The organism is Sorangium sp. So ce119, assembly GCF_051524405.1.
GTDB lineage: Bacteria > Myxococcota_A > Polyangia > Polyangiales > Polyangiaceae > Sorangium > Sorangium cellulosum_G.
In genome coordinates this window covers 3,726,724-3,745,056 of the sequence record NZ_CP150310.1, presented here as the reverse complement: position 1 = coordinate 3,745,056, position 18,333 = coordinate 3,726,724, and the positions used below count along the sequence as shown (strand labels likewise).

13 protein-coding genes are annotated in these 18,333 nt (G+C 73.2%); 4 read left to right on the top strand and 9 right to left on the bottom strand.

The window, feature by feature from the left end; translation table 11 throughout:
* Positions 1-8: 8 nt before the first annotated feature.
* Both WME76_RS13990 and WME76_RS13985 read right to left on the bottom strand, forming a co-directional pair.
* On the bottom strand, positions 9-917 hold the full coding sequence (locus WME76_RS13990) for a LysR family transcriptional regulator (protein ID WP_437960624.1): 909 nt from the start codon (positions 915-917) through the stop codon (positions 9-11).
* Between the two features lie 8 nt (positions 918-925).
* On the bottom strand, positions 926-2,491 hold the full coding sequence (locus WME76_RS13985; protein WP_437960623.1) for a serine/threonine-protein kinase: 1,566 nt from the start codon (positions 2,489-2,491) through the stop codon (positions 926-928).
* Positions 2,492-2,844: 353 nt separating this feature from the next.
* Here WME76_RS13985 and WME76_RS13980 point away from each other — a divergent pair, with 353 nt between their 5' ends.
* On the top strand, positions 2,845-5,586 hold the full coding sequence (locus WME76_RS13980; RefSeq protein ID WP_437960622.1) for a phosphoenolpyruvate carboxylase: 2,742 nt from the start codon (positions 2,845-2,847) through the stop codon (positions 5,584-5,586).
* A gap of 278 nt (positions 5,587-5,864) precedes the next feature.
* A complete protein-coding gene (locus tag WME76_RS13975) occupies positions 5,865-7,064 on the top strand; it encodes a 6-phosphofructokinase (protein WP_437960621.1) in 1,200 nt (399 codons plus the stop codon).
* Positions 7,065-7,089: 25 nt separating this feature from the next.
* Here WME76_RS13975 and WME76_RS13970 read toward each other — a convergent pair whose 3' ends face one another.
* The 3 genes from WME76_RS13970 to WME76_RS13960 form a co-directional block, all read right to left on the bottom strand.
* Positions 7,090-7,959 (bottom strand): NmrA/HSCARG family protein, encoded by an 870-nt coding sequence (locus WME76_RS13970; protein ID WP_437960620.1) that lies wholly within the window; start codon positions 7,957-7,959, stop codon positions 7,090-7,092.
* 132 nt (positions 7,960-8,091) lie between these two features.
* Entirely contained in the window at positions 8,092-9,099 is a 1,008-nt protein-coding gene (locus tag WME76_RS13965) for an anion permease (RefSeq protein ID WP_437960619.1), read from the bottom strand.
* Entirely contained in the window at positions 9,096-9,713 is a 618-nt protein-coding gene (locus tag WME76_RS13960) for a DUF47 domain-containing protein (RefSeq protein ID WP_061609871.1), read from the bottom strand. Before WME76_RS13960 ends, WME76_RS13965 begins: the two co-directional genes overlap by 4 nt.
* Before the next feature lie 165 nt (positions 9,714-9,878).
* On the opposite strand from WME76_RS13960, the gene WME76_RS13955 reads away from it, so the two are divergent.
* Positions 9,879-11,678: a HAMP domain-containing sensor histidine kinase gene (locus WME76_RS13955; RefSeq protein WP_437960618.1), complete on the top strand. Its 1,800-nt coding sequence runs from the start codon at positions 9,879-9,881 to the stop codon at positions 11,676-11,678.
* Between the two features lie 92 nt (positions 11,679-11,770).
* On the opposite strand, the gene WME76_RS13950 is transcribed toward WME76_RS13955, so the two are convergent.
* Together WME76_RS13950 and WME76_RS13945 are read right to left on the bottom strand one after the other, a co-directional pair.
* Positions 11,771-12,259, bottom strand: coding sequence for a hypothetical protein (locus WME76_RS13950; protein ID WP_437960617.1), 489 nt, complete (start codon positions 12,257-12,259; stop codon positions 11,771-11,773).
* A 174-nt stretch (positions 12,260-12,433) separates the two neighbouring features.
* Positions 12,434-12,955 carry a peptidylprolyl isomerase gene (locus WME76_RS13945; protein WP_437960616.1) on the bottom strand — a complete coding sequence of 174 codons (522 nt, stop codon included), beginning with the start codon at positions 12,953-12,955 and terminating at the stop codon, positions 12,434-12,436.
* A 173-nt stretch (positions 12,956-13,128) separates the two neighbouring features.
* Between WME76_RS13945 and WME76_RS13940 the strand changes: the two genes are divergently transcribed.
* Positions 13,129-13,788, top strand: coding sequence for a hypothetical protein (locus tag WME76_RS13940; protein ID WP_437960615.1), 660 nt, complete (start codon positions 13,129-13,131; stop codon positions 13,786-13,788).
* Positions 13,789-14,088: 300 nt separating this feature from the next.
* Here the strand turns inward: WME76_RS13940 and WME76_RS13935 are convergent, their stop codons facing one another.
* Together WME76_RS13935 and traA are read right to left on the bottom strand one after the other, a co-directional pair.
* Complete coding sequence (locus tag WME76_RS13935) at positions 14,089-15,981, bottom strand: OmpA family protein (protein WP_437960614.1); 1,893 nt, start codon at positions 15,979-15,981, stop codon at positions 14,089-14,091.
* Positions 15,978-18,104 (bottom strand): outer membrane exchange protein TraA family protein, encoded by a 2,127-nt coding sequence (gene traA, locus WME76_RS13930; RefSeq protein WP_437960613.1) that lies wholly within the window; start codon positions 18,102-18,104, stop codon positions 15,978-15,980. Before traA ends, WME76_RS13935 begins: the two co-directional genes overlap by 4 nt.
* Positions 18,105-18,333: the final 229 nt, after the last annotated feature.

The window sequence follows — 18,333 nt, the reverse complement described above, 5'->3', positions numbered from 1 at the left end:
CGCCCGGCTCACCGCGACCTGAGCTCCTCGATCAGGAAATCCCACACCGCGGACACGCGGGGGACGTCGCGCAGCGCGCGGTGACCGACGAGCCAGAGATCGTCCGTCGGCCAGTCCGCCGCGCTCGCCTCGAGCGCGGCCGCGTACCGCAGCGGCGCGAGCCCGCGCACGTGCATGTACGGCTCCGGGACCAGCAAGGCGCCGAGCCCGGTCTCCGCCGCGGTGAGCTGGGACAGGAAGAAGCTCGTGCGCAGCGCGATGTCCGCCCCGGGCGCGTGGCGCGCGAGCCAGCGCGCGGCCGGGAAGCTGCCGAGATCGCGGTCCCACGCGATCCACGGCAGGGCGTCCCACGACGCGACGCGGCCGGCGTCCTTCACGAGCTCCCTGGAGGCCGCGGCGACCCAGCGGGCCGAGGCGAGCTTCGTCACGACAAGGTCGGCGCCCTCCGGACGGACCGAGCGCAGCGCGATGTCCGCCTCGTGCCGGGTGAGATCGAGCACGCGCACGGACGCGTCCAGCTCGATCCGGATCCGGGGGTGGCGCGCGCGGAGGCGCACCAGCGCGGGCGCGACGAACACATCCGCGAACCCCGGCGCGGTGCTCACGCGGACGACGCCCTCCGCGTCCGACTCCGCGCCCGTGGCGTCGCGCGCGAGGCGCCGGTGCGCCGCTTCCATCGCCTCGGCCGCGGGCAGCACGAGCTCGGCGATGCGCGTGGGGACGAGGCCCTCGCGCGTCCGATCGAAGAGGCGCGCGCCGAGGGACGCCTCGAGCGCCGTCAGGCGGCGGCTCACCGTCGAGGTGTCGAGGCCGAGCCGCGCGCCCGCCTGACCCAGGCTCCCGTGCCGGTGGACGGCCAGGAAGAGGCGCACATCGTCCCACCGCGCGTCGCCGAGGTCCTGCGATCTCACCGCCATGCGCCGCGCTAGCGATCCGACGCGAACAGCCGGAACACCGCGATCCCGATCCCGAGGACCACGAGCCCCACCGCGAGATAGAGGAGCTTGAACGGCCCCACCTCGACGCGCTGCCCCTCGAAGAGCAGCGACGCGGCCCCGAGATCCACGAGCGTGATGAGGACGCCCGCGCCCGCGAGCCGCACCGGCAAGGCGAACATCTCCATGAGCTCCGCCGTGCTCAGGCTCTGGCGCGCGGGCGCGCGATCCATCAACGGCGGCGGCATCCTCGACGGCGCGTGGGACGGCCTCGCGAAGGGCGCGGGCGCCGGCGGAGACCAGTCGAGCGCGAGCGGCACGACCGGCTCGGTGGGCAGGCTGTGCGACGGGAGGCCGCGCGGGAGCCCGTGGGGCGAGGCGCCGTGCGGCGACGGAGGAAGGCGACCGGCGCCGCGCTCCGGCAGGGCGCCGCGCTCGGGCAGATCGATCTCCTGCGTGGCCATGTCCGCGAACGCGGCCTGCGCCGTCAGGCCCGGGCCCGGCAGATCCAGCGCGCGCGTCGACCTCGGCGCCGCGGGCGACACCGAGGCGCGGGCGGCGGGCGGCGCCTGGGAGCGACCGGGCAGCGCGATCGGCGGCGCGCTCCGCGGCAGCCCGAGCGCCTGCTCGACCTCGTCCCAGAACGCCCCGACGTCGCGGTAGCGATCGCGCGGATCGACCGCGAGCGCCCGCCGGAAGACGCCCTCGAGCGCCTCGGGCACGAGCACGCCCTCGCTCCTCGGCGTCGGACGGCGCTTCTCGTCGAGCACCGTCCCCATCATCGCGACGTGGTCACCGGCGATGATCTCGCGGCCGGCGAGCGCCTCGACCACGGTGACAGCGAGCCCCCAGACGTCCGTCCAGGGGCCGGTCTTGCCGAAGCGCTTCGGCGCCCACTGCTCGGGCGCGCCGTACGCGGGCGTGAACGCCGTCGACAGGCCGCCCGACGTGGTGGCGGTCTGTCCGGCCATGACCGTCGCGGCGTCGCGGGCGCGGGCGATCCCGAAGTCGAGGATCTTCACGACCTCCGCGCCGTGGATCTGGGCGAGGAAGATGTTCGCCGGCTTGAGGTCGCGGTGCACGACGCACGTGGGGCCGCTCGGCCCCGGGAAGTGGTGCGCCGCCTCGAGCGCCCGCGCCACCGGCGTGAGCAGCCGGATCGCCTCGACCGGCGGCAGCGGCGGCTGCCGCTGCGCCGCGCGGGCGGCGATGTGGCTCGCGAGCGTGCCGCCCTCGAGCCACTCCAGCGCGATGAACGGCACGAAGACCCCGGTCGCCGCCGAGATCACGTCGTGGTGCAGCGGCCGGACGACTGCCGGGATCGCGGCCGAGAGGCGGAACAGGAGCTCCGCCTCCTCGCGGAACTTCTCCAGGAACTGCGCGCGGAGCTGCTCGGGCAACGTCCCCGGGACCTTGAGGCATTTCAGCGCGACCGGCGCCCGGAACGCCTCGTGGTGAGCCCGGTACACGACGCCGAACCCCCCCTCGGCGACGACCCGCTCCACCGTGAACGCCCCCTGGGTCGTACCGACGATCCCGAAGACGTCCTCGGCCATCCGCTCGAGGCTACACGACCTCGACGGCGCTTCGAAAGGGCGGCCCGGGCGCGGGCTCGCGCCTACCCGCGACCACCAGGGCGCCGCCGGGGACCCCGGGCGCCCGGCACCCGCCCCCCCCAGGGGCCCACCGCCGGTGCTCGTCGACCCGGGCGACGAAGCGGCGAAGCGATCGCAAACAGTCAACAAAATTCATCGGTTACAGCTTCACGTGAAATCTTTCGGCTGAGGGTCGGTCGCGACCGCCGCCCGCCCGCGCCCCTCCCCCGGGGGTCACCCGGGGGCAGCCAGACCGTCCGCCCGGGCCACACTCGGTGGTCCGTTTCACGCCGCGTCGCGCTAGGCTCGCGCCCATGCCGCCGCGTCGACGTGAGGTCGATCGACCTCTTCGCAAAGAAGTCCGCCTGCTTGGCCGCCTGCTCGGTGAAGTGCTGATCGAGCAGGAGGGGGAAGAGCTCTTCGCCATCGAGGAGCGCATCCGCACGCTCGCCATCCGCCGCCGTCGCGGTCCCAGCGACGGGCGCGCGCACGCGGCCGCGGAGCTCACCAAGCTGCTCGCGAGCCTGCCGCACGATCGTATCGAGCCCGTCATCCGGGCGTTCACCGTCTACTTCCGCCTCGTCAACCTCGCGGAGCAGCACCACCGCATCCGCCGGGCGCGCGCGTACCTGACCGACCCCGGCGCGCGCCCGCAGCGCGGCTCGCTCGAGGCCGCGATGCGCACGCTCAAGGACGCCGGCGTGCCCGCCGAGCGCGTGCGCGCCGCGCTCCGGTCGCTCGACGTGACGCTCACCCTCACCGCGCACCCGACCGAGGCCGCGCGGCGCACCGTCCTCGAGAAGCTCTACCGCATCGCGAAGAACCTCGAGGAGCGCGACCGCTGCCACCTCACGCCGGAGGAGTCCGCGCGCAAGCTCGCCGAGATCCGCGAGGAGATCACCGCGCTCTGGCAGACCGACGAGGTCCGGCGCGATCGCCCCACGGTCGGCGACGAGGTGAAGAACGTCGCCTGGTACATCGAGGAGATCCTCTGGGACCTGCTCCCCGAGCTCCCCGCCGCGATCGGGCGCGCGTTCGAGGCCGCGTACGGCGAGCCGCTCGACGCCGAGTTCGTGCCGCTCCGGATCCACTCGTGGGTGGGCGCCGACATGGACGGCAACCCGCTCGTCGTGCCCGCCGTCCTCGAGGACGCGCTGTTCGCCTACCGCATCCGGGGTCTGCGCCGGCTCATCCGCGCGGCGCGCGAGCTCGGCGGCGCGCTCTCGCAGTCGCTGCGGCACGTCACGCCGCCGCCGTGGCTGCTCGCCTCGATCGAGGAGGACGCCGCCGCGATGCCCGAGGTGGCCGCGCACTTCGGCCCGCGCACCGAGGGCGAGCCGTGGCGCCGCAAGCTGCGCTTCATCGAGGCGCGCCTCACCGCGACGCTCGAGCACGCCGAGCACGGCCGCGCCGAGGCCCGCGCGCGCTACGGGCAGGGCCCCGCGCTCGAGGGGCGCGCGTTCGTGCGCCCCGAGGAGCCGACGCACGCGGTTCCGTACCGCGAGCCCGCGGAGCTCGAGCGCGACCTCGCGCTGGTCGCCGACAGCCTCCGCGCCGCGGGCAGCGCGCGGTCGGGCGAGCGGCGCGCCCGCGCGCTGCTCTCGCAGGTGCGCGCGCTCGGGTTCGCGCTCGCGGAGCTCGAGATGCGCGCCCCCGCCGAGGACGCGCGCGCCGCGGCGGCCGAGGTCGCCGCGGGCCGCGTCGAGCCGGCGCAGATGGGGCCGGAGGCGCGCCGCGTGTTCGAGGCGCTCCAGCGCATCGCCGCCGCGCAGCGCGACAGCGGCGAGTCGGCGTGCCGCACGCTGGTGCTGTCGATGACGCAGAGCGAGAACGACATCCTCGCCGCGCTCGAGTGCGCGAGGGCCGCCGGGCTCTGGGACGAGGCGCGATCGTGCGCGCGCATCGACGTGGTCCCGCTGTTCGAGTCGCTCGGCGCGCTGAACGACAGCGCGCGGATCCTGCGCGCGCTGCTCGCGCACCCGCAGTACCGCCCGCACGTCCTCGCGCGCGGCGTGCAGGAGGTGATGATCGGCTACAGCGACTCCGGCAAGGAGGTCGGCCTGCTCGCGGCGAGCGCGGCGCTCCGGCGCGTGCAGGAGACGCTGCCGAAGATCGCGGCGGAGGCGGAGCTGCCGCTGCGCGTCTTCCACGGCCGCGGCGAGTCGGTGGCGCGCGGCGGCGGCCCGGCGCACCAGGCGCTGCTCGCGCTGCCGGCCGGCAGCGTCGGCGGCCGCTACAAGGCGACGGAGCAGGGCGAGGCGCTCGACCACAAGTACGCCCGCCCCGAGCTCGCGATGCGCACGCTGGAGCTCATGCTGAGCGGCGTCGTCCTCCACACGCTCGGCGCGCAGCCCCGGCCGCCGGCCGCGTCCGAGCTGCGCTTCGCCGCGGCGTTCGACGAGCTCGCGGAGACGGGGCGGCGCGTCTACCGGGAGCTCGTCTGGGAGGAGCCCAGGTTCGTGGAGTTCTTCACGGCGGTGACCCCGATCGACGAGATCGCGCGGCTGCCGCTCGGCTCGCGCCCGAGCAAGCGGCGCGCGGGCGGCCTGGAGTCGCTGCGCGCGATCCCGTGGGTCTTCGCGTGGACCCAGAACCGGGCGATCCTCCCGGGCTGGTACGGCGTCGGCAGCGGGCTCGAGGCGATGGGCCAGCGCCCCGAGGGCGCGGAGCTGCTGAAGGAGATGATGGCGTCGTGGCCGTTCTTCCGTGCGGTCATCGACAACGTGGAGATGGTGCTCGCGAAGGCCGACATGACGATCTTCGCGGACTACGCCGAGCTCGCGCCGGCCGCCGCGCGCAAGGCGGTCGCGCCGCGGATCATCGCGGAGTACCGGCGGACGCGCTCGTGGCTCAAGCGGCTCACGGGCAACCGGCGGCTGCTCGAGGGCAACCCGACGCTCCAGCGGTCCATCTCGCTGCGCAACCCCTACGTCGACCCCCTTTCATTCTTGCAAGTCGAGCTCCTGCGGGCGAGCCGCGGCGGCGACTCCGGGTGCGATCGATCGCTGCTGCTCACGCTGAACGGCATCGCCGCCGGCATGCGGAACACGGGCTGATCGACGCGGCGTCGCCGCGTCTCTGCGCGGCGCCGTCGTCGACCACCGCGTCGCTGCGCGGCGCCGTCGTCGACCACCGCGTCGCTGCGCGGCGCCGTCGTCGACCGCCGCGTCGCTGCGCGGCGCCGTCGTCGACCGCCACCTCGCTGCGCGGCGCCGTCGTTCAACGCCGCGCGGCGCGGCACGGTCGCTCGACGCCCGGCGTCGTCGGGCGACCGCATCGAACGCGTGACAATCGCTCGGCCACCCGCGGCGCCGCATGGTAGAAGGCCGGCGCCATGACCAGCATCGTCGAGTTCGGACGTCCCGACACCCTTCCGGCATCGGACAAGCGCCTGCTGCTCGTCTTCGACGGCGGCAATGCCCCCGGCTACTCCTCGGTCGCTGTCGCGCTGACCGAGGAGGCGGCGCGGCGAGGCTACGAGGTGTGGGCCGCGACCGAGGGCTTCCGCTCCCTGACCGCGGACGCGCGCGCCCAGCCGCAATTCGAGCGCCTCATCATGAGCCGCCGCCAGCGCTACGCCCTGCTCGCGCAGGGCATCCCGGCGCGCTCGATGGGGCGCCGCGTGCTCGACGCCGGCAGCGATTTCCGGACCGAGCGATACACCGGGTTCCTCGAGCGCGAGAAGCGCAAGCAGGCCGCCGCGAAGTTCAAGGAGCAGGGGTTCACGCACCTCATCTGCGTCGGCGGCAACGGCACGTTCGAGGGCATCAAGGCGTGGCTCCAGGAGTTCGAGGTGCGCCCGCAGGCCGGCTTCGTCAACGTCTCCATCGACAACGACCTGGAGGGCGATCGCGCGATCGGCTTCCTGTCCGGCGTGGAGACGGGCGCGACCATCGCGCGCGGGCTCTACGAGGACGCGTACACGCACAAGCGCATCTACATCCTCGAGATGATGGGCAACCGCAGCGGGCGGCACGCGCTGCACTGCGCGGTGGCGGCGCGGGCGCACCTCATCGTGCTCCCCTTCTTCCGCTTCCCCCAGGACGTGCTGGCCGAGCTCGCCGAGGGCCTCGGGCGCGCCGACTACGCGCTCGTGATCGTGGCCGAGGGCTACGAGGCCGAGCGCCGCCGCAAGGAGCACCCCGGCATGTCGGCGAGCGAGTTCCTGAAGCACCAGCTCGAGGGCGCCGGGCTCCGCGACGCGCCGGACAAGCGCGTGATCGCCGAGCCGTTCAGCCGGTACATCCGCGGCATCCGCCCCGCGTTCCTCGACGTGTCGGCCGCCTTCCTGAAGGGGTCGCTGCTCCTGTCGGCGTTCGACGAGGGGCGCACCGAGGTGATGCCGTACGTGCTCGCCGCGAACGACGTCGGCGTGCTGGATTTCGCCTCCATCCGGCGCGAGGACGGCGTCGAGCGCGCGTTCCTGCCGCTGCTCGACCGGCTCGACCTGCAGCGCTTCAAGACCTGGATCCTCGACCACTTCATCAGCCTCGGGGGCGCCCGGCCGAGCCGCGCGCCCACGCCGGCCGGCTGAGCCGCGCCGGCTCGGGCGCGCCGGCTCAGGCGACCGCGCGGGTCAGCGCGCCCGCGAGGTGCTCGCGCGCCCAGTCCTCGAACCGCCGCCAACCGATCTCCGGGTAGGCGGCGTGGAGCGCGGCGAGGTCGACGCCGTGGCCGCGGCGCGCGAGCCAGCGGAACAGGGCGGCGAGGTCCTCGCTGCGCGCGCGGACCTCGGCGAGCGGGACCTCGGCGTAGCGGATCTCGCGGCCGGCCACGCGGGAGAGCGCCGCGGTGGCCTCGGCGCCGGTGAGCTCGTCGGAGGCGAGCTCGATCCGCTGCCCGAGGAAGTCGCGCCGGCGCTCGATCACGAGCGCCGCGAACCGCGCCATGTCGTCCGTCGCGAGCTGCTGGAGCGGGCAGCCCCCGGGGAGCGGGACGGCGTACACGCCGCGCCGGAGGGCGTGGAGCGACGCGGGCGCGAGCAGGCTCTCCATGAGGTAGACGGGCCCGAGGATCGTGCACGGCACGCCGAGGGCGGCGATGGTCCGCTCGACGGCCGCCTTGCCCTCGAAGTGGGGGATGCCCGTGCCCCGATCGGCGCCCGCGACCGACGTGTAGACGAGGTGCGCCCCGCCCGCCGCCTTGACCGCCTCGGCGACGACGAGCCCGTGCCGCACCTCGGCGTCGGCCCCGCCCTCGCTCGGCGCGCCAGCGACGAAGACGGCGTCGACGCCGGCCGCCGCGCGCGTGACCGAGCGGGGCTCGTCGAGGCTGCCGTGGACGATCTCGGCCCCGAGCTCGATGAGCCGCGCCGCGGCGGGATCGCCGGGCCTGCGGCTCAGGGCGCGCACGCGGTGCCCGCGCGCGAGCAGAGATCGCGCGATCGCCCCGCCCTGGGACCCCGTCTCCCCCGTCACCAGCACCCGCATGGGCGCGCTATGGGGCCCGCCGCGCGCTCCGTAAGCCCTCTGGCCGCGGGCCGGGGGCGCTCGCCGGGCTCGCTCGCGCGACGCCGCGCCCGGCGGCGCCTCGCTCACGCGACGCCGCGCCCGGCGGCGCGGTCAGGGCTGGCCGCTGAGGAGGCGCGCGATGGTGTAGATGGTCGCGGAGAGGATGGCCGAGGCGGGGATCGTGAAGATCCAGGCCCAGACGATGCGGCCGGCGACGCCCCAGCGGACCGTGGAGAGGCGCCCGCTCGCGCCGCCGACCCCGACGATGGCGCCCGTGATCGTGTGCGTCGTGCTCACGGGGATGCCGAGCGCCGTGGCGCTGAACAGCGTCGCCGCGCCGGCCGTCTCGGCCGCGAAGCCGCCCACCGGCTTGAGCTTCGTGATCTTCATGCCCATCGTCTTCACGATGCGCCAGCCGCCGGAGAGCGTGCCGAGGCCCATCGCGGCGTGGCAGACGAGCACGACCCAGAGCATCGGCTTCGGGTCGTGGCCGCCCCCCTGCACGCCCGCGGAGATGAGCAGCGCCGTGATGATGCCCATCGTCTTCTGCGCGTCGTTGCCGCCGTGCCCGAGCGAGTAGGCGGCCGCGGAGAGGAGCTGCAGCCGCCGGAACCGGGAGCTCACCTTCCCCGGCGTCCAGTTGCGCGCGAGCAGCTGGATCGCGCGCATGAGCGAGTAGCCGATGATGGCGCCGAGCAGGGGCGACACCAGGATGAAGGCCGCCGTCTTGCCGAAGACGGTCGCGTCGAGCACCGACAGGCGCCCAGCGCTCTTCACCGCCGCCCCCGCGAAGCCGCCCATCAGCGCGTGCGACGACGACGACGGCAGCCCCCACCACCAGGTGAGCAGGTTCCAGACGATCGCGCCGAGCAGGCCGCCCAGGATGACGTTCGGGGTGATGAACCCCGGCTCGACGCCCTTCGCGATGTTGCGCGCGACCGTGGGCTCGAACAGGGCGAACGCGATGAAGTTGAAGACGGCCGCCCAGAGCACCGCGGTGCGCGGCGACAGGACGCGCGTCGAGACGACGGTCGCGATCGAGTTCGCGGCGTCGTGAAAGCCGTTGATGTAATCAAACACCAACGCGATCGCGATGATGAGGAGGATGTAGGTGGTCATGCGTGCTCGAGCACGATGCCTTCAATGATGTTCGCGACGTCCTCGCAGCGGTCCGTCGCGTTCTCCAGAAGGTCATAGATGTCGCGCCACTTCATCACGAGGAGCGGGTCGTTCCCCTTCCTGAAGAGCGCCGCCAGCGCGGTGCGGTAGTGCCCGTCCGCCTTGTTCTCGAGCTTGTTGATCTCGACGCAGAGCTCGAGGAGGTTCGGCTGCCGCTTGATGTCCCTGAGCGCCTGGATGGCCGAGCTCATGACGGTGCACGACTCGACCACGGCCTGCGCGAGCTGCCGCGCCTCGGGGAGCGGGCTGTCGATCTCGAACAGCACGAGCCGCACGCTCGCCGCCTCGATGCAGTCGAGCACGTCGTCGAGGCGGGTGATCAGGGCGTGGATCTCCTCGCGGTCGAGCGGGGTGATCCAGGTCTGGTGCAGCGCCGCCAGGCATCCGTGGGTGATCTTGTCGGCCTCGTCCTCGAGGTCCGAGATCTTCTTCGCGAACGCCTGCGCGTCGTCGAGCCGGTCGAGCATCTCCAGGAGGAGCTCGCTCGCGGCGACGCTCCGCTGCGCATGGTCGGCCAGCGCGTCGAAGAAGACCGCGTCACGGGTCAGTCCCATGGGGGCTGGCGTTTAGCCGTCTCCCCGCATCACGTCAACGAGTCGTCACGCGGCAGACAAAACCAGGTAACATCATGAATCTTGGCGCGCGCCACGCACGTGGCGCGGCACGCACCGGGCGCGGCACGCATGTGGCGCGTCGCGCACCGGGCGCGCGCGGGTGACATGGGTATTCGAAGCAAGCTCATCGCGTTCGCCGTGGGGATCGCGGTCCTCGCGGCGGTGGTGTTCGACGGCTACGTCGTGAAGACGCTCGGAGCGGAGCTCGGGCAGCACACGGAGGCCGATCTGGCGGTGCGGACGGCGCTCGTCGCCGAGTCGGTCGCGCGGGCGGGCGACCTCGCGGCCGAGGCGACCGCGCTCGCGGCGACGCTGTCGGAGCGCGCCGGCGCGCGCGTGACGCTGATCGATCCGGCGGGCGTGGTGCGGGGCGACTCGTCGGTGGCGCCGGAGCGGCTCGGAGCGCTCGATCCGCACGCGACGCGCGACGAGGTCGCCGACGCGCGGCACCACGGCGTCGGGCGCAGCGAGCGCGTGAGCAGGACGACGCAGATGCGGATGCTCTACGCCGCGCAGCGGCTCGATCGGCCGGACGGCCCGTGGATCGTGCGGCTCGCGTTCGAGCCGGTCGCGATCGATCGCAGCCTGTCCGCCGCCCACGCGCGCGTGGTGCAGGGCACGTGGCTCGCCCTCGCGCTCGCCGTGAGCGCGGCGCTCGTCGGGGCGGGCGCGCTCTCCGGTCGGCTCGTGTACCTCACCGGCGTCGCGCGGGAGATGCGCGGCGACCTGAGCCGGCGCGCGCGCGTGCAGGGGCGCGACGAGATCGCCGCGCTCGGCGGCGCGCTGGACGATCTCGCCGAGAGCCTGGAGCGCTCGCGGCGCGAGCTCGGGGGCGAGGGCGAGCGCTTCGGCGCGGTGCTCGAGTCGATGCGCGAGGGCGTGCTCGTGACGGACGAGCGGGGCGACATCTCGCTCGTGAACCAGGCGCTCTCGCAGCTCCTCGGCATCCGCGGGGACGCGGTCGGCCGCCCGCCGATCGAGGTGCTCCGCTCGGCGGGCCTGCACGAGCTGCTCGAGGAGGTCGCGCTCGCGCGCGCGGCGGCGACGCGCGAGATCGAGATCGCGCCCGCGACGCCGGGGGCGGCGGGGCCCCCGGGTCGGAGGATCCTCGTCGTGAACGCGGCGCCGCTCGCGCTGCCGGCGCAGAGCCGCGGCGCGGCGGGGGTCGTCGCCGTCTTCTTCGACGTGACGGAGCTGCGGCGGATCGAGGGGCTGCAGCGCAACTTCATCGCCAACGCGTCGCACGAGCTCCGCACGCCGGTCGCGTCGATCCGCGCGAGCAGCGAGACGCTCCTCGGCGGCGCGCTCGACGACCCGGAGGCGGCGCGGGACTTCGTCGAGGTGATCGAGCGCAACGCGGCGCGGCTGCACCGGCTCGTGAACGACCTGCTCGATCTGTCGCGCATCGAGGGGCGCGAGCGGCCGCTGTCGCAGGGTTCGCTCGACCTCGCGGCGCAGGCCGAGGCGGCTGTCGCGCTCCTGCGCGGGCGCGCGCAGGAAAAGGGGACCGAGGTGGAGGTCGACGTGGCGCCCGGCACGCTCGTCACGGCGGATCCGCGCGCGCTGGACCAGATCCTGACGAACCTCGTCGACAACGCGATCCAGCACACGCCGGACGGCTCGCGCGTCGTGGTGCGCGCGCGGAGCGCGAACGGGCGCGTGCTCCTGGAGATCGAGGACGACGGCCACGGCATCCCCGCGGTGCACCAGGGGCGCGTGTTCGAGCGGTTCTACCGCGTGGATCCGGGGCGCTCCCGCGCGTCGGGCGGCAGCGGGCTCGGCCTCTCGATCGCGAAGCACCTCGTCGAGGCGATGCGCGGCGACATCTCCGTGACGACCGGGGCGGCCGGCGGCGCGCTCTTCCGGGTGACGCTGCCGGGCGCGACGGCGGGCGCGCCGCGGTAGGCGCGCGCCACGCTGGCGCTGCGCCGCGCGAGGTCGGGCGCTACGGCGCGGGAGGCGGTGCGAGCGCCACGGCGCGGGAGGCGGAGCGAGCGCTACGGCGCGCAGGCGGTGCGGCAGGAGTCGAACGACTCCTGGCACGCCGTCGGGTTCTCGATCCTGGGCAGACCGCCGTCCGGGGGGAACTTCGGCGTGAGGCAGGTCTGGAGGATCGACTGGCACTTGGCGGCGCACGCCGCGAGCTTGCTCGAGAGCGCGCCCGCGTCGGGCGTCGCCGGCGCGCCCGCGTCCGTCGGCGCGCCGCCGTCCGTGGCCGCGCCCGCGCCCGCGTCCGCCTTCGCTCCCGCGGCGGCGGGCTGCGCTGGCGACGCCTTCGCGGTCGCGGGTGGCGCGGCCGGGGTCGGGGTCGCGGCCGGCACGGTCCCGGTGGCCGCGGGAAGCGGCGTCGGCGCGGGAGGCGCGGTGACGTCGGCCGGCGCGGGGGCGACCTCCTCGGGATCGTCGCTGGACTTGCACGCCGCGATCAGCAGCGCTGGCGAGGCGATCATCACGGCAAAGGCAGCGAAGAGCTTGTGGGCGCGCATGGGTGCTTCATGCTGCGCCTCCGCCGGGAACGCAACCCTCGCGCGGGAGGCGCGGTGCGCGCCCTGCGTGACGCACGCACCTTGTTACAGGCGCGCGCACCCTGGGTGACGCATGCACCTTGTTTCTGGAGGGAAAGAGGGCCCCGACAGGAGCGGGCCTGTCGCGCAGGAGCGCTATTCCGTCCTGAAGATCACGTGGAATCCATAGCGCGTCTCCACGACGTCGCTGAGCTGATGGATGTCGAGCTCGAACGCCGCGTCCGCGAACGGCGGCAGGACGTCGGCGCGCTCGATGGTGCCGAGGGAGCCGCCGCGCGACGCCGCGCCCGCCTCCTCGCTGTACGCCGCGACCACCTCGCTGAAGTCGGCGCCGCCGCGGATCTTGTCGCGCGCCTCCATCGCGCGCAGGCATGCCTCCTCGCGCGTGCGGGTCGCGCCCTCGGCGCGCTCGGCGCCGGCGTGGCGGACGAGGATGTGCTTCACGCCGAGCCGCGGCGGCTCATCGGCGCGTCCCTCCCGCTTCGCGGTGGCGGCCGCGAGGCACGCGGCGGCGTCCGGGGCGCTCGCCTGGGCGGGGGCGGCGCTGTCCGGAGCGGCGGCGTGCGGCGTCGCGGGCGCGCCGCACGCGGTCGCGAGCACCGTGACGAGCGCCGCGCCGAGGAGGACGAGCGGAGAGGGGCGTACGAGCTGCCGCATCGCCGCGAGCATATCGCCAGGCGTTCACGGGATCGGAACATTCCGAGCGGAGGTGCGCCTGGACGACGGAAAGGTGGTGGTCGTCGCACCGGGAGGGTCCTGCGCTGCGCGTCAGCGTCGCTCGAGATGCGTGGGGTTTGCATCGTGCGTCGCATCGCTGGTAAGAAGGCAGCATGCAGCGCCTCCTCCTCGCGGCCGCACTGGGTGCCGCGCTGATCGCCGGTTGCAGCACCGCCTTCCGAGACAAACGCACGCCTTCCGGTGAGTTCTGCAGCGACATGCACGTCGTGCCGGCGGGCCAGCTCCCCGATCGCGAGTACCATCGCCTCCAGCCCATCGCCAGCGATCCCGAGGCCCGGACCGAGGCGGAGCGCCTCGAGTCGCTCCGCAAGGCCGCGTGCGCCGTGGGCGGCGATGCGGTCATCGAGGCGGTCAACGAGGAGATCCGCACCGAGGACGGCCGGTACGCGAGCGTCGCGAGCGGCACCGCGGTGATCTGGGTCCGCCGCACGGATGGAGAGGCGAAGCCGCTGACGTTGCATCCGGCGAACAAGCCCGCCGATTCGGCGGCGCCCGCCGAGCCCGAGGCGCCCCCTGCGGATCCGGCTGAGCCTGCGTCCGACGAGCCTTACGAGGAGACCCCCGCGCCCGCCGCCTCGGCCCCTCCGGCCAAGCCTGGCAAGCCCGGGTCGAAGCCTTCGCCGGCGTCGTCGGCCAAGCCTTCCTCCCCCACCCCGCCCGCCTCGGCTACGCCGCCCTCCTCTCCCACCCCGCCCTCGTCGGCCAAGCCCTCGACCCCGGCGGCGCCCGTGAAGCCCCCGCCGAAGAAGTGAGCGCCTCTGTCCCGGCGCTGCCGGGACACCGAGGATCAACGGCGATTCAGCCGGCGCCCGACGCACGGCGGTGTCTCCTCGAAGCCGATGCGACGGCTCACGGGATCTCGCGCAGCGACCGGTCCTGAACCACGGATACCTTGTTCGAGGCTCTCCGCCTCCCCTGGTGCTGTCACCGGGTTGCCCTGGTCGCATGAGGCGGCGGCCGTAGGCTCCGTGAGAGGGAGTCCGCCGCGCGGCGGATTCCCTCTCACGAGCCGGGCGACTCGGCACGCCCTGAACGCCCGAGAGCGCGGATTCCTACTTTTGCGGAGCAGGCGGCGCCGCCGGCGGCTGGCCCGACGACGAGGGCGCCGGCCCTGGCGTGCCGGATTTCGGCAGAACCTTCGTACCGCTCGGGAGCCCCCCCGCGTCACGCCGGTTGGGCAGCGGAGCCGCCCCGCCCGGCACGCCACCGGCCGGCGGAAGGCTGGATCCACCGCTCGGCAGCACGTTCGGCTTGAGGACCCCCTGCCCGGGCAACGTGCCCTGGGTCGGCAGCGTGCCCTGCGACTTCTGCGGCAGCACCCCGCCTGACGGCAGGATCTGCTCGGTCCCCTCGGGCGCCCCGGTGAGCGGCTTCGCCCCCGCGGGGCCGTAGCGCAGGATGCGGAAGACCACGCGCCGGTTCTTCGACGTCATGAACTGGCAGTCGGGCGAGAGCTGCGCGTCCGGCCCGGTGCAGCCGGTGTCGTCGTAGATGGGCTGCGTGTGCCCGTAGCCGACCGCCTGGAGCCGCGACGGGTCGACGCCCTTCGCGATGAGGTACGCCATGACGCTGGCCACGCGGCGCTGGGACAGCGCCATGTTGTACAGGTCGGTCGCGCGCACGTCGGTGTGGCCCTCGATCCGCACCTCGCGGATGTCCGGGTTGTCGATCAGCACCTGCGCGACGGCCTCGAGCGTGGGGTTCGAGTCCTCGAGGATGATGTCCCTGTCGGTCGCGAAATGGACCTGCTCGGTGATCACGATCTCGTCGCCCTTGACGAAGGCGAGCGGGCAGCCGTTCTTCCCGTGCGGGCCGGCGGGCTTGTCGGGGCACTGGTCGTCGCGATCGAAGAAGCCGTCGCCGTCGGTGTCCAGGTCCGGACAGCCGAAGTTCTCGGGGCTGCCCGGCACGTCGGGGCAGCGGTCCGCCGCGCCGATGAGCCCGTCGCGATCCGGATCGTCGTTGTCGCGCTGCTGCAGGCGGTTGATCTCCTCCTGCTCCTGCGAGGTCTTCGGCTGCCATGTGATGACGTTGAAGAAGCGGATCGCCGGCGCGCCGAAGCCGCAGGCCGCGCCGAAGCTGCCGCCGAAGGTGATCGTGATGCCGTGCTTGGTCTGCCAGCGCAGGCCGAGGAGCGCCTCCGCGGGGATCTGCCCGGGATCATCGGGGTAGCCGGTGAGCGAGGGGTAGCCGTACACCTCGCCGATGACCGAGAGGCCCCAGCGCTGCACGACGTACTGCTCGGCGGCCACGCCGAACTGCGCCATGTCGCCGACGCGGACGCCCGCGAACTGGTTGTCGGGCCTGAGCCAGATGCCTGCGTTCGCCGCGAGGAGCAGCCCGAAGTTGAAGCGGTAGTCGCCGATCAGCGTCACGCCGCCGCTCAGCGCGCCGTCGCTGGCGAACGCGTTCTGGTCGCCCGTGGGGAAGTTGAGGTTGCCCGCGATCGCCATCCCGAACCCCTCCTTGACCTGCTCCTTCCGGTTCAGGTACGGGAGCGAGACCTTCGTCGAGAGGCGGAGATCGCCGACCGTGGAGCTCTTGACCGAGCCCTCGGTGCCGAAGCGCCGGAGGTTGCCGCCCTCCTGGAAGAGGATGAGCGGCATGGTCATCGTGACGTCGAAGACGTCGAAGAAGCCGATGCCCGCGAGGAGCGCGAGCTCGAGCCGCCCGGTGATGGCGTTGACCGCCTGCTTCGTGTCGTCGCCCGCGACGAAGAGCACGAGCGGGTCGGCCGCGATGTCGCTGTAGAGGCCGACGGTCGGGGAGAGGTTCCCGATGACCTCGGACTTCTGGACCATCACGAGGTCGCGCGGCGCGGCCGCCGGGCGAAAGACCTGCGCGTCGAAGCGCCCCTCCTCGGCGAGCGCGGGGCTCCCGGCGAGCAGCGGGGAGAGCGCGAGGAGCGCGAGGAGCGGAGCGAGGAGAGACGAGCGCCTTCTCACGAGACACCTCCGCGGCTCCGCCGGCGCTTTCTTTCGAGCAGGGCCAGCGCCGCGAGGGCGAGCAGCCCGGCGGGCCGCGGGTCGCCGCCCTTCTGGCCGACGACCGAGACGCTGCAGATCTCGGCGAGGGTGCCGCCGCACGCGACGTTGTCGGGCATCGGGCCGAGCGCGCACTCCTTGGCGTCCGCCTCGTCGGTCCAGCGGCAGTGCTCGTTGCCGAGGCAGTCGACGTTCGACTTGCAGGAGATGTCGCACGTGTTGGTCGCGAGATCGCAGGTGTTGCCGCAGGGACACTGGGTGTCGGCGTAGCACTCGACGCACTTCTCGCCGTCGCAGAACGGGGTGTCCTCGGCGCAGGTCGCCATGCACCCCGGCTCGCACGCGTGCGTCTCGGGGTTGCAGGTCGTGCCGGCGCACTGCTCGTCCGAGGTGCAGCGCACGCAGGTCGCGGTCTCGGCGAACTGGCCGAAGCAGAACGGCGTGTCGTCGCCGCAGCTATCGCACCGCAGCCCGCAGCGCCGGTCCTTGACGCACTCCTTGCACTCGCCGCTCAGGCAGTACTGGCCCTCGGCGCAGTCCATGTCGTTGCGGCACGCGGCGCACGCCGTCCCGATGGGCCCCGGGAGGCAGAAATCCACCGGCGGCGTCTGCGGATCGTTCGGATCCTCGGGATGGGCGCAGTCGACGCAGCCCTCGCCGCAGCAGTTGGGCTGCGCGTTCTCCGGGATGGCGTCGACGCAGTGGCCGGTCGGCGTGTGGCAGCGCTTGCCGGCGGGGCACTGCGCGTCCTCGAGGCACTCGACGCACATCGGGTCGCCGCCAGGCTCGACGGCCGCGCAGTCCATCTGCGTGCCGTTGATGCCGTTGGGACAGCAGTTGCACGAGTTGCCGGCGCACCGGTCGGCGGTGTCGCACACGACGCATGTGTGATCGACGCAGATCTTGCCGCGCAGGCAGTCCGCGTCGGTCTCGCACTCGTTCTCCTCCTCGCACTCGTGCGTCTCGGGGTCGCAGCTGAAGCCGTCGCGGCAGTCGGCGCTGGTGCGGCACTCGCCGCACTGAGCCCTGCCCTCCAGGTTGATGCAGAACAGCGTGTCGCCCGTGCAGGCCGAGCAGGATTCGCCGCAGAATTGTGCGGTGTCACACGGGGCGCACAGGGCCGCCTCATTGCAATAGTAGCTTCCAGGACAGCCGTTGGTCCCGGCCTGGCCGGCGAACTGGCGATTGCACTGCTGGCACTGGTCGAGATCGGGGAACGACGGCGACCCGCTCAGCGTCTGGAAGAACTGCGCGGGTTGGAAGAGGGAAAAGTTAGCCGCCTTGAGGCTCTCGCTGCCTTCTACCCGCGCGCCGAGCTCGAAGTCCTCGAACTCGCCAACGAAGTAGGACATCTCGAGTGCCGCGTGCTCGGCGATCTCGACGTAGAGGATCTCGAGCGGGTACAGGCCTGGCTTCTCGAAGATGACGGTGTTCGTGAGGCGCCATGTCGGAAGGCCGAGCCGCGCCGGACGGACCATGACGGGCTTCACGCCGTTGAGCTTGTCCCAGAAGGTGAGGCTTATCGCATCGTCGGCGTAGAAACCGATATGAACGGTTCGACCCACGATGTCCTCGGGGACGAGCAAGAACCCGCGGAGCCTGGAGCCGAACGGCTGGCTGGTGCCGTGGCTGTTCCAGGGGAAGTCGCACCCGCCCTCCTGGCACGTCGTCGACATCAGTCCGGTGAAGTCGCCGTAGCTCAGCGGGCCTTCTTCGATCGGGTTCTGATCATCATCAACGTCGCTGTTGTTGTTGCTGAGATCCAGGACGGTCCGAACGACGTATTCGCGATACCCTGCCACGACATCGCCGTTCTTGCTGGTGATGAACGCATTGACCTTGTCGTTATAAGCCAGACGCTCGCCAGGGTCGTCCCTGGGGAGGGGCACGTAGAAATCCCTATCCACGTTGTCGGACAGGGCCGATGCGGCGCAGAGGCCGGTCCCCTCGACCTCCGGCAGCGTGTCGATGGTGGGCTCATAGAGGGTGACCGGGCCGAATGGCTGCGATTGTGCACGCGCCGGCGCCGGCTGCGCGACGCACAGCGCCGCTGCGGCGGCCAGAGCAAGTCCTCGAACACGCATGGCTCGCTCGCGGCTCAGCATCGCTCACGGTTTCCTGGCGCCGTTCGCGGCGCCCTACCACCTGACGTCAAGAGCACGGTCCTAGGCTACCCGGGGCGCGCCGGCGTCTGCAAGCTCCGAACACCTCGCCAACCGCTCGCTCCAGATGTAGGGGATGGCCCTCCAGCGCGCCGTACTCCGGGATCGCGGCGCGGCGAGCCCCCCCAGGAGCCGCCTCGACCGAAACGCT

Excerpts from the sequence above, each read along its gene's own strand:
- WME76_RS13990 (WP_437960624.1), bottom strand. The coding sequence starts at position 917 with ATGGCGGTGAGATCGCAGGACCTCGGCGACGCGCGGTGGGACGATGTG.
- WME76_RS13985 (WP_437960623.1), bottom strand. The coding sequence starts at position 2,491 with ATGGCCGAGGACGTCTTCGGGATCGTCGGTACGACCCAGGGGGCGTTC.
- WME76_RS13980 (WP_437960622.1), top strand. The coding sequence starts at position 2,845 with ATGCCGCCGCGTCGACGTGAGGTCGATCGACCTCTTCGCAAAGAAGTC.
- WME76_RS13975 (WP_437960621.1), top strand. The coding sequence starts at position 5,865 with ATGACCAGCATCGTCGAGTTCGGACGTCCCGACACCCTTCCGGCATCG.
- WME76_RS13970 (WP_437960620.1), bottom strand. The coding sequence starts at position 7,959 with ATGCGGGTGCTGGTGACGGGGGAGACGGGGTCCCAGGGCGGGGCGATC.
- WME76_RS13965 (WP_437960619.1), bottom strand. The coding sequence starts at position 9,099 with ATGACCACCTACATCCTCCTCATCATCGCGATCGCGTTGGTGTTTGAT.
- WME76_RS13960 (WP_061609871.1), bottom strand. The coding sequence starts at position 9,713 with ATGGGACTGACCCGTGACGCGGTCTTCTTCGACGCGCTGGCCGACCAT.
- WME76_RS13955 (WP_437960618.1), top strand. The coding sequence starts at position 9,879 with ATGGGTATTCGAAGCAAGCTCATCGCGTTCGCCGTGGGGATCGCGGTC.
- WME76_RS13950 (WP_437960617.1), bottom strand. The coding sequence starts at position 12,259 with ATGCGCGCCCACAAGCTCTTCGCTGCCTTTGCCGTGATGATCGCCTCG.
- WME76_RS13945 (WP_437960616.1), bottom strand. The coding sequence starts at position 12,955 with ATGCGGCAGCTCGTACGCCCCTCTCCGCTCGTCCTCCTCGGCGCGGCG.
- WME76_RS13940 (WP_437960615.1), top strand. The coding sequence starts at position 13,129 with ATGCAGCGCCTCCTCCTCGCGGCCGCACTGGGTGCCGCGCTGATCGCC.
- traA (WP_437960613.1), bottom strand. The coding sequence starts at position 18,104 with ATGCGTGTTCGAGGACTTGCTCTGGCCGCCGCAGCGGCGCTGTGCGTC.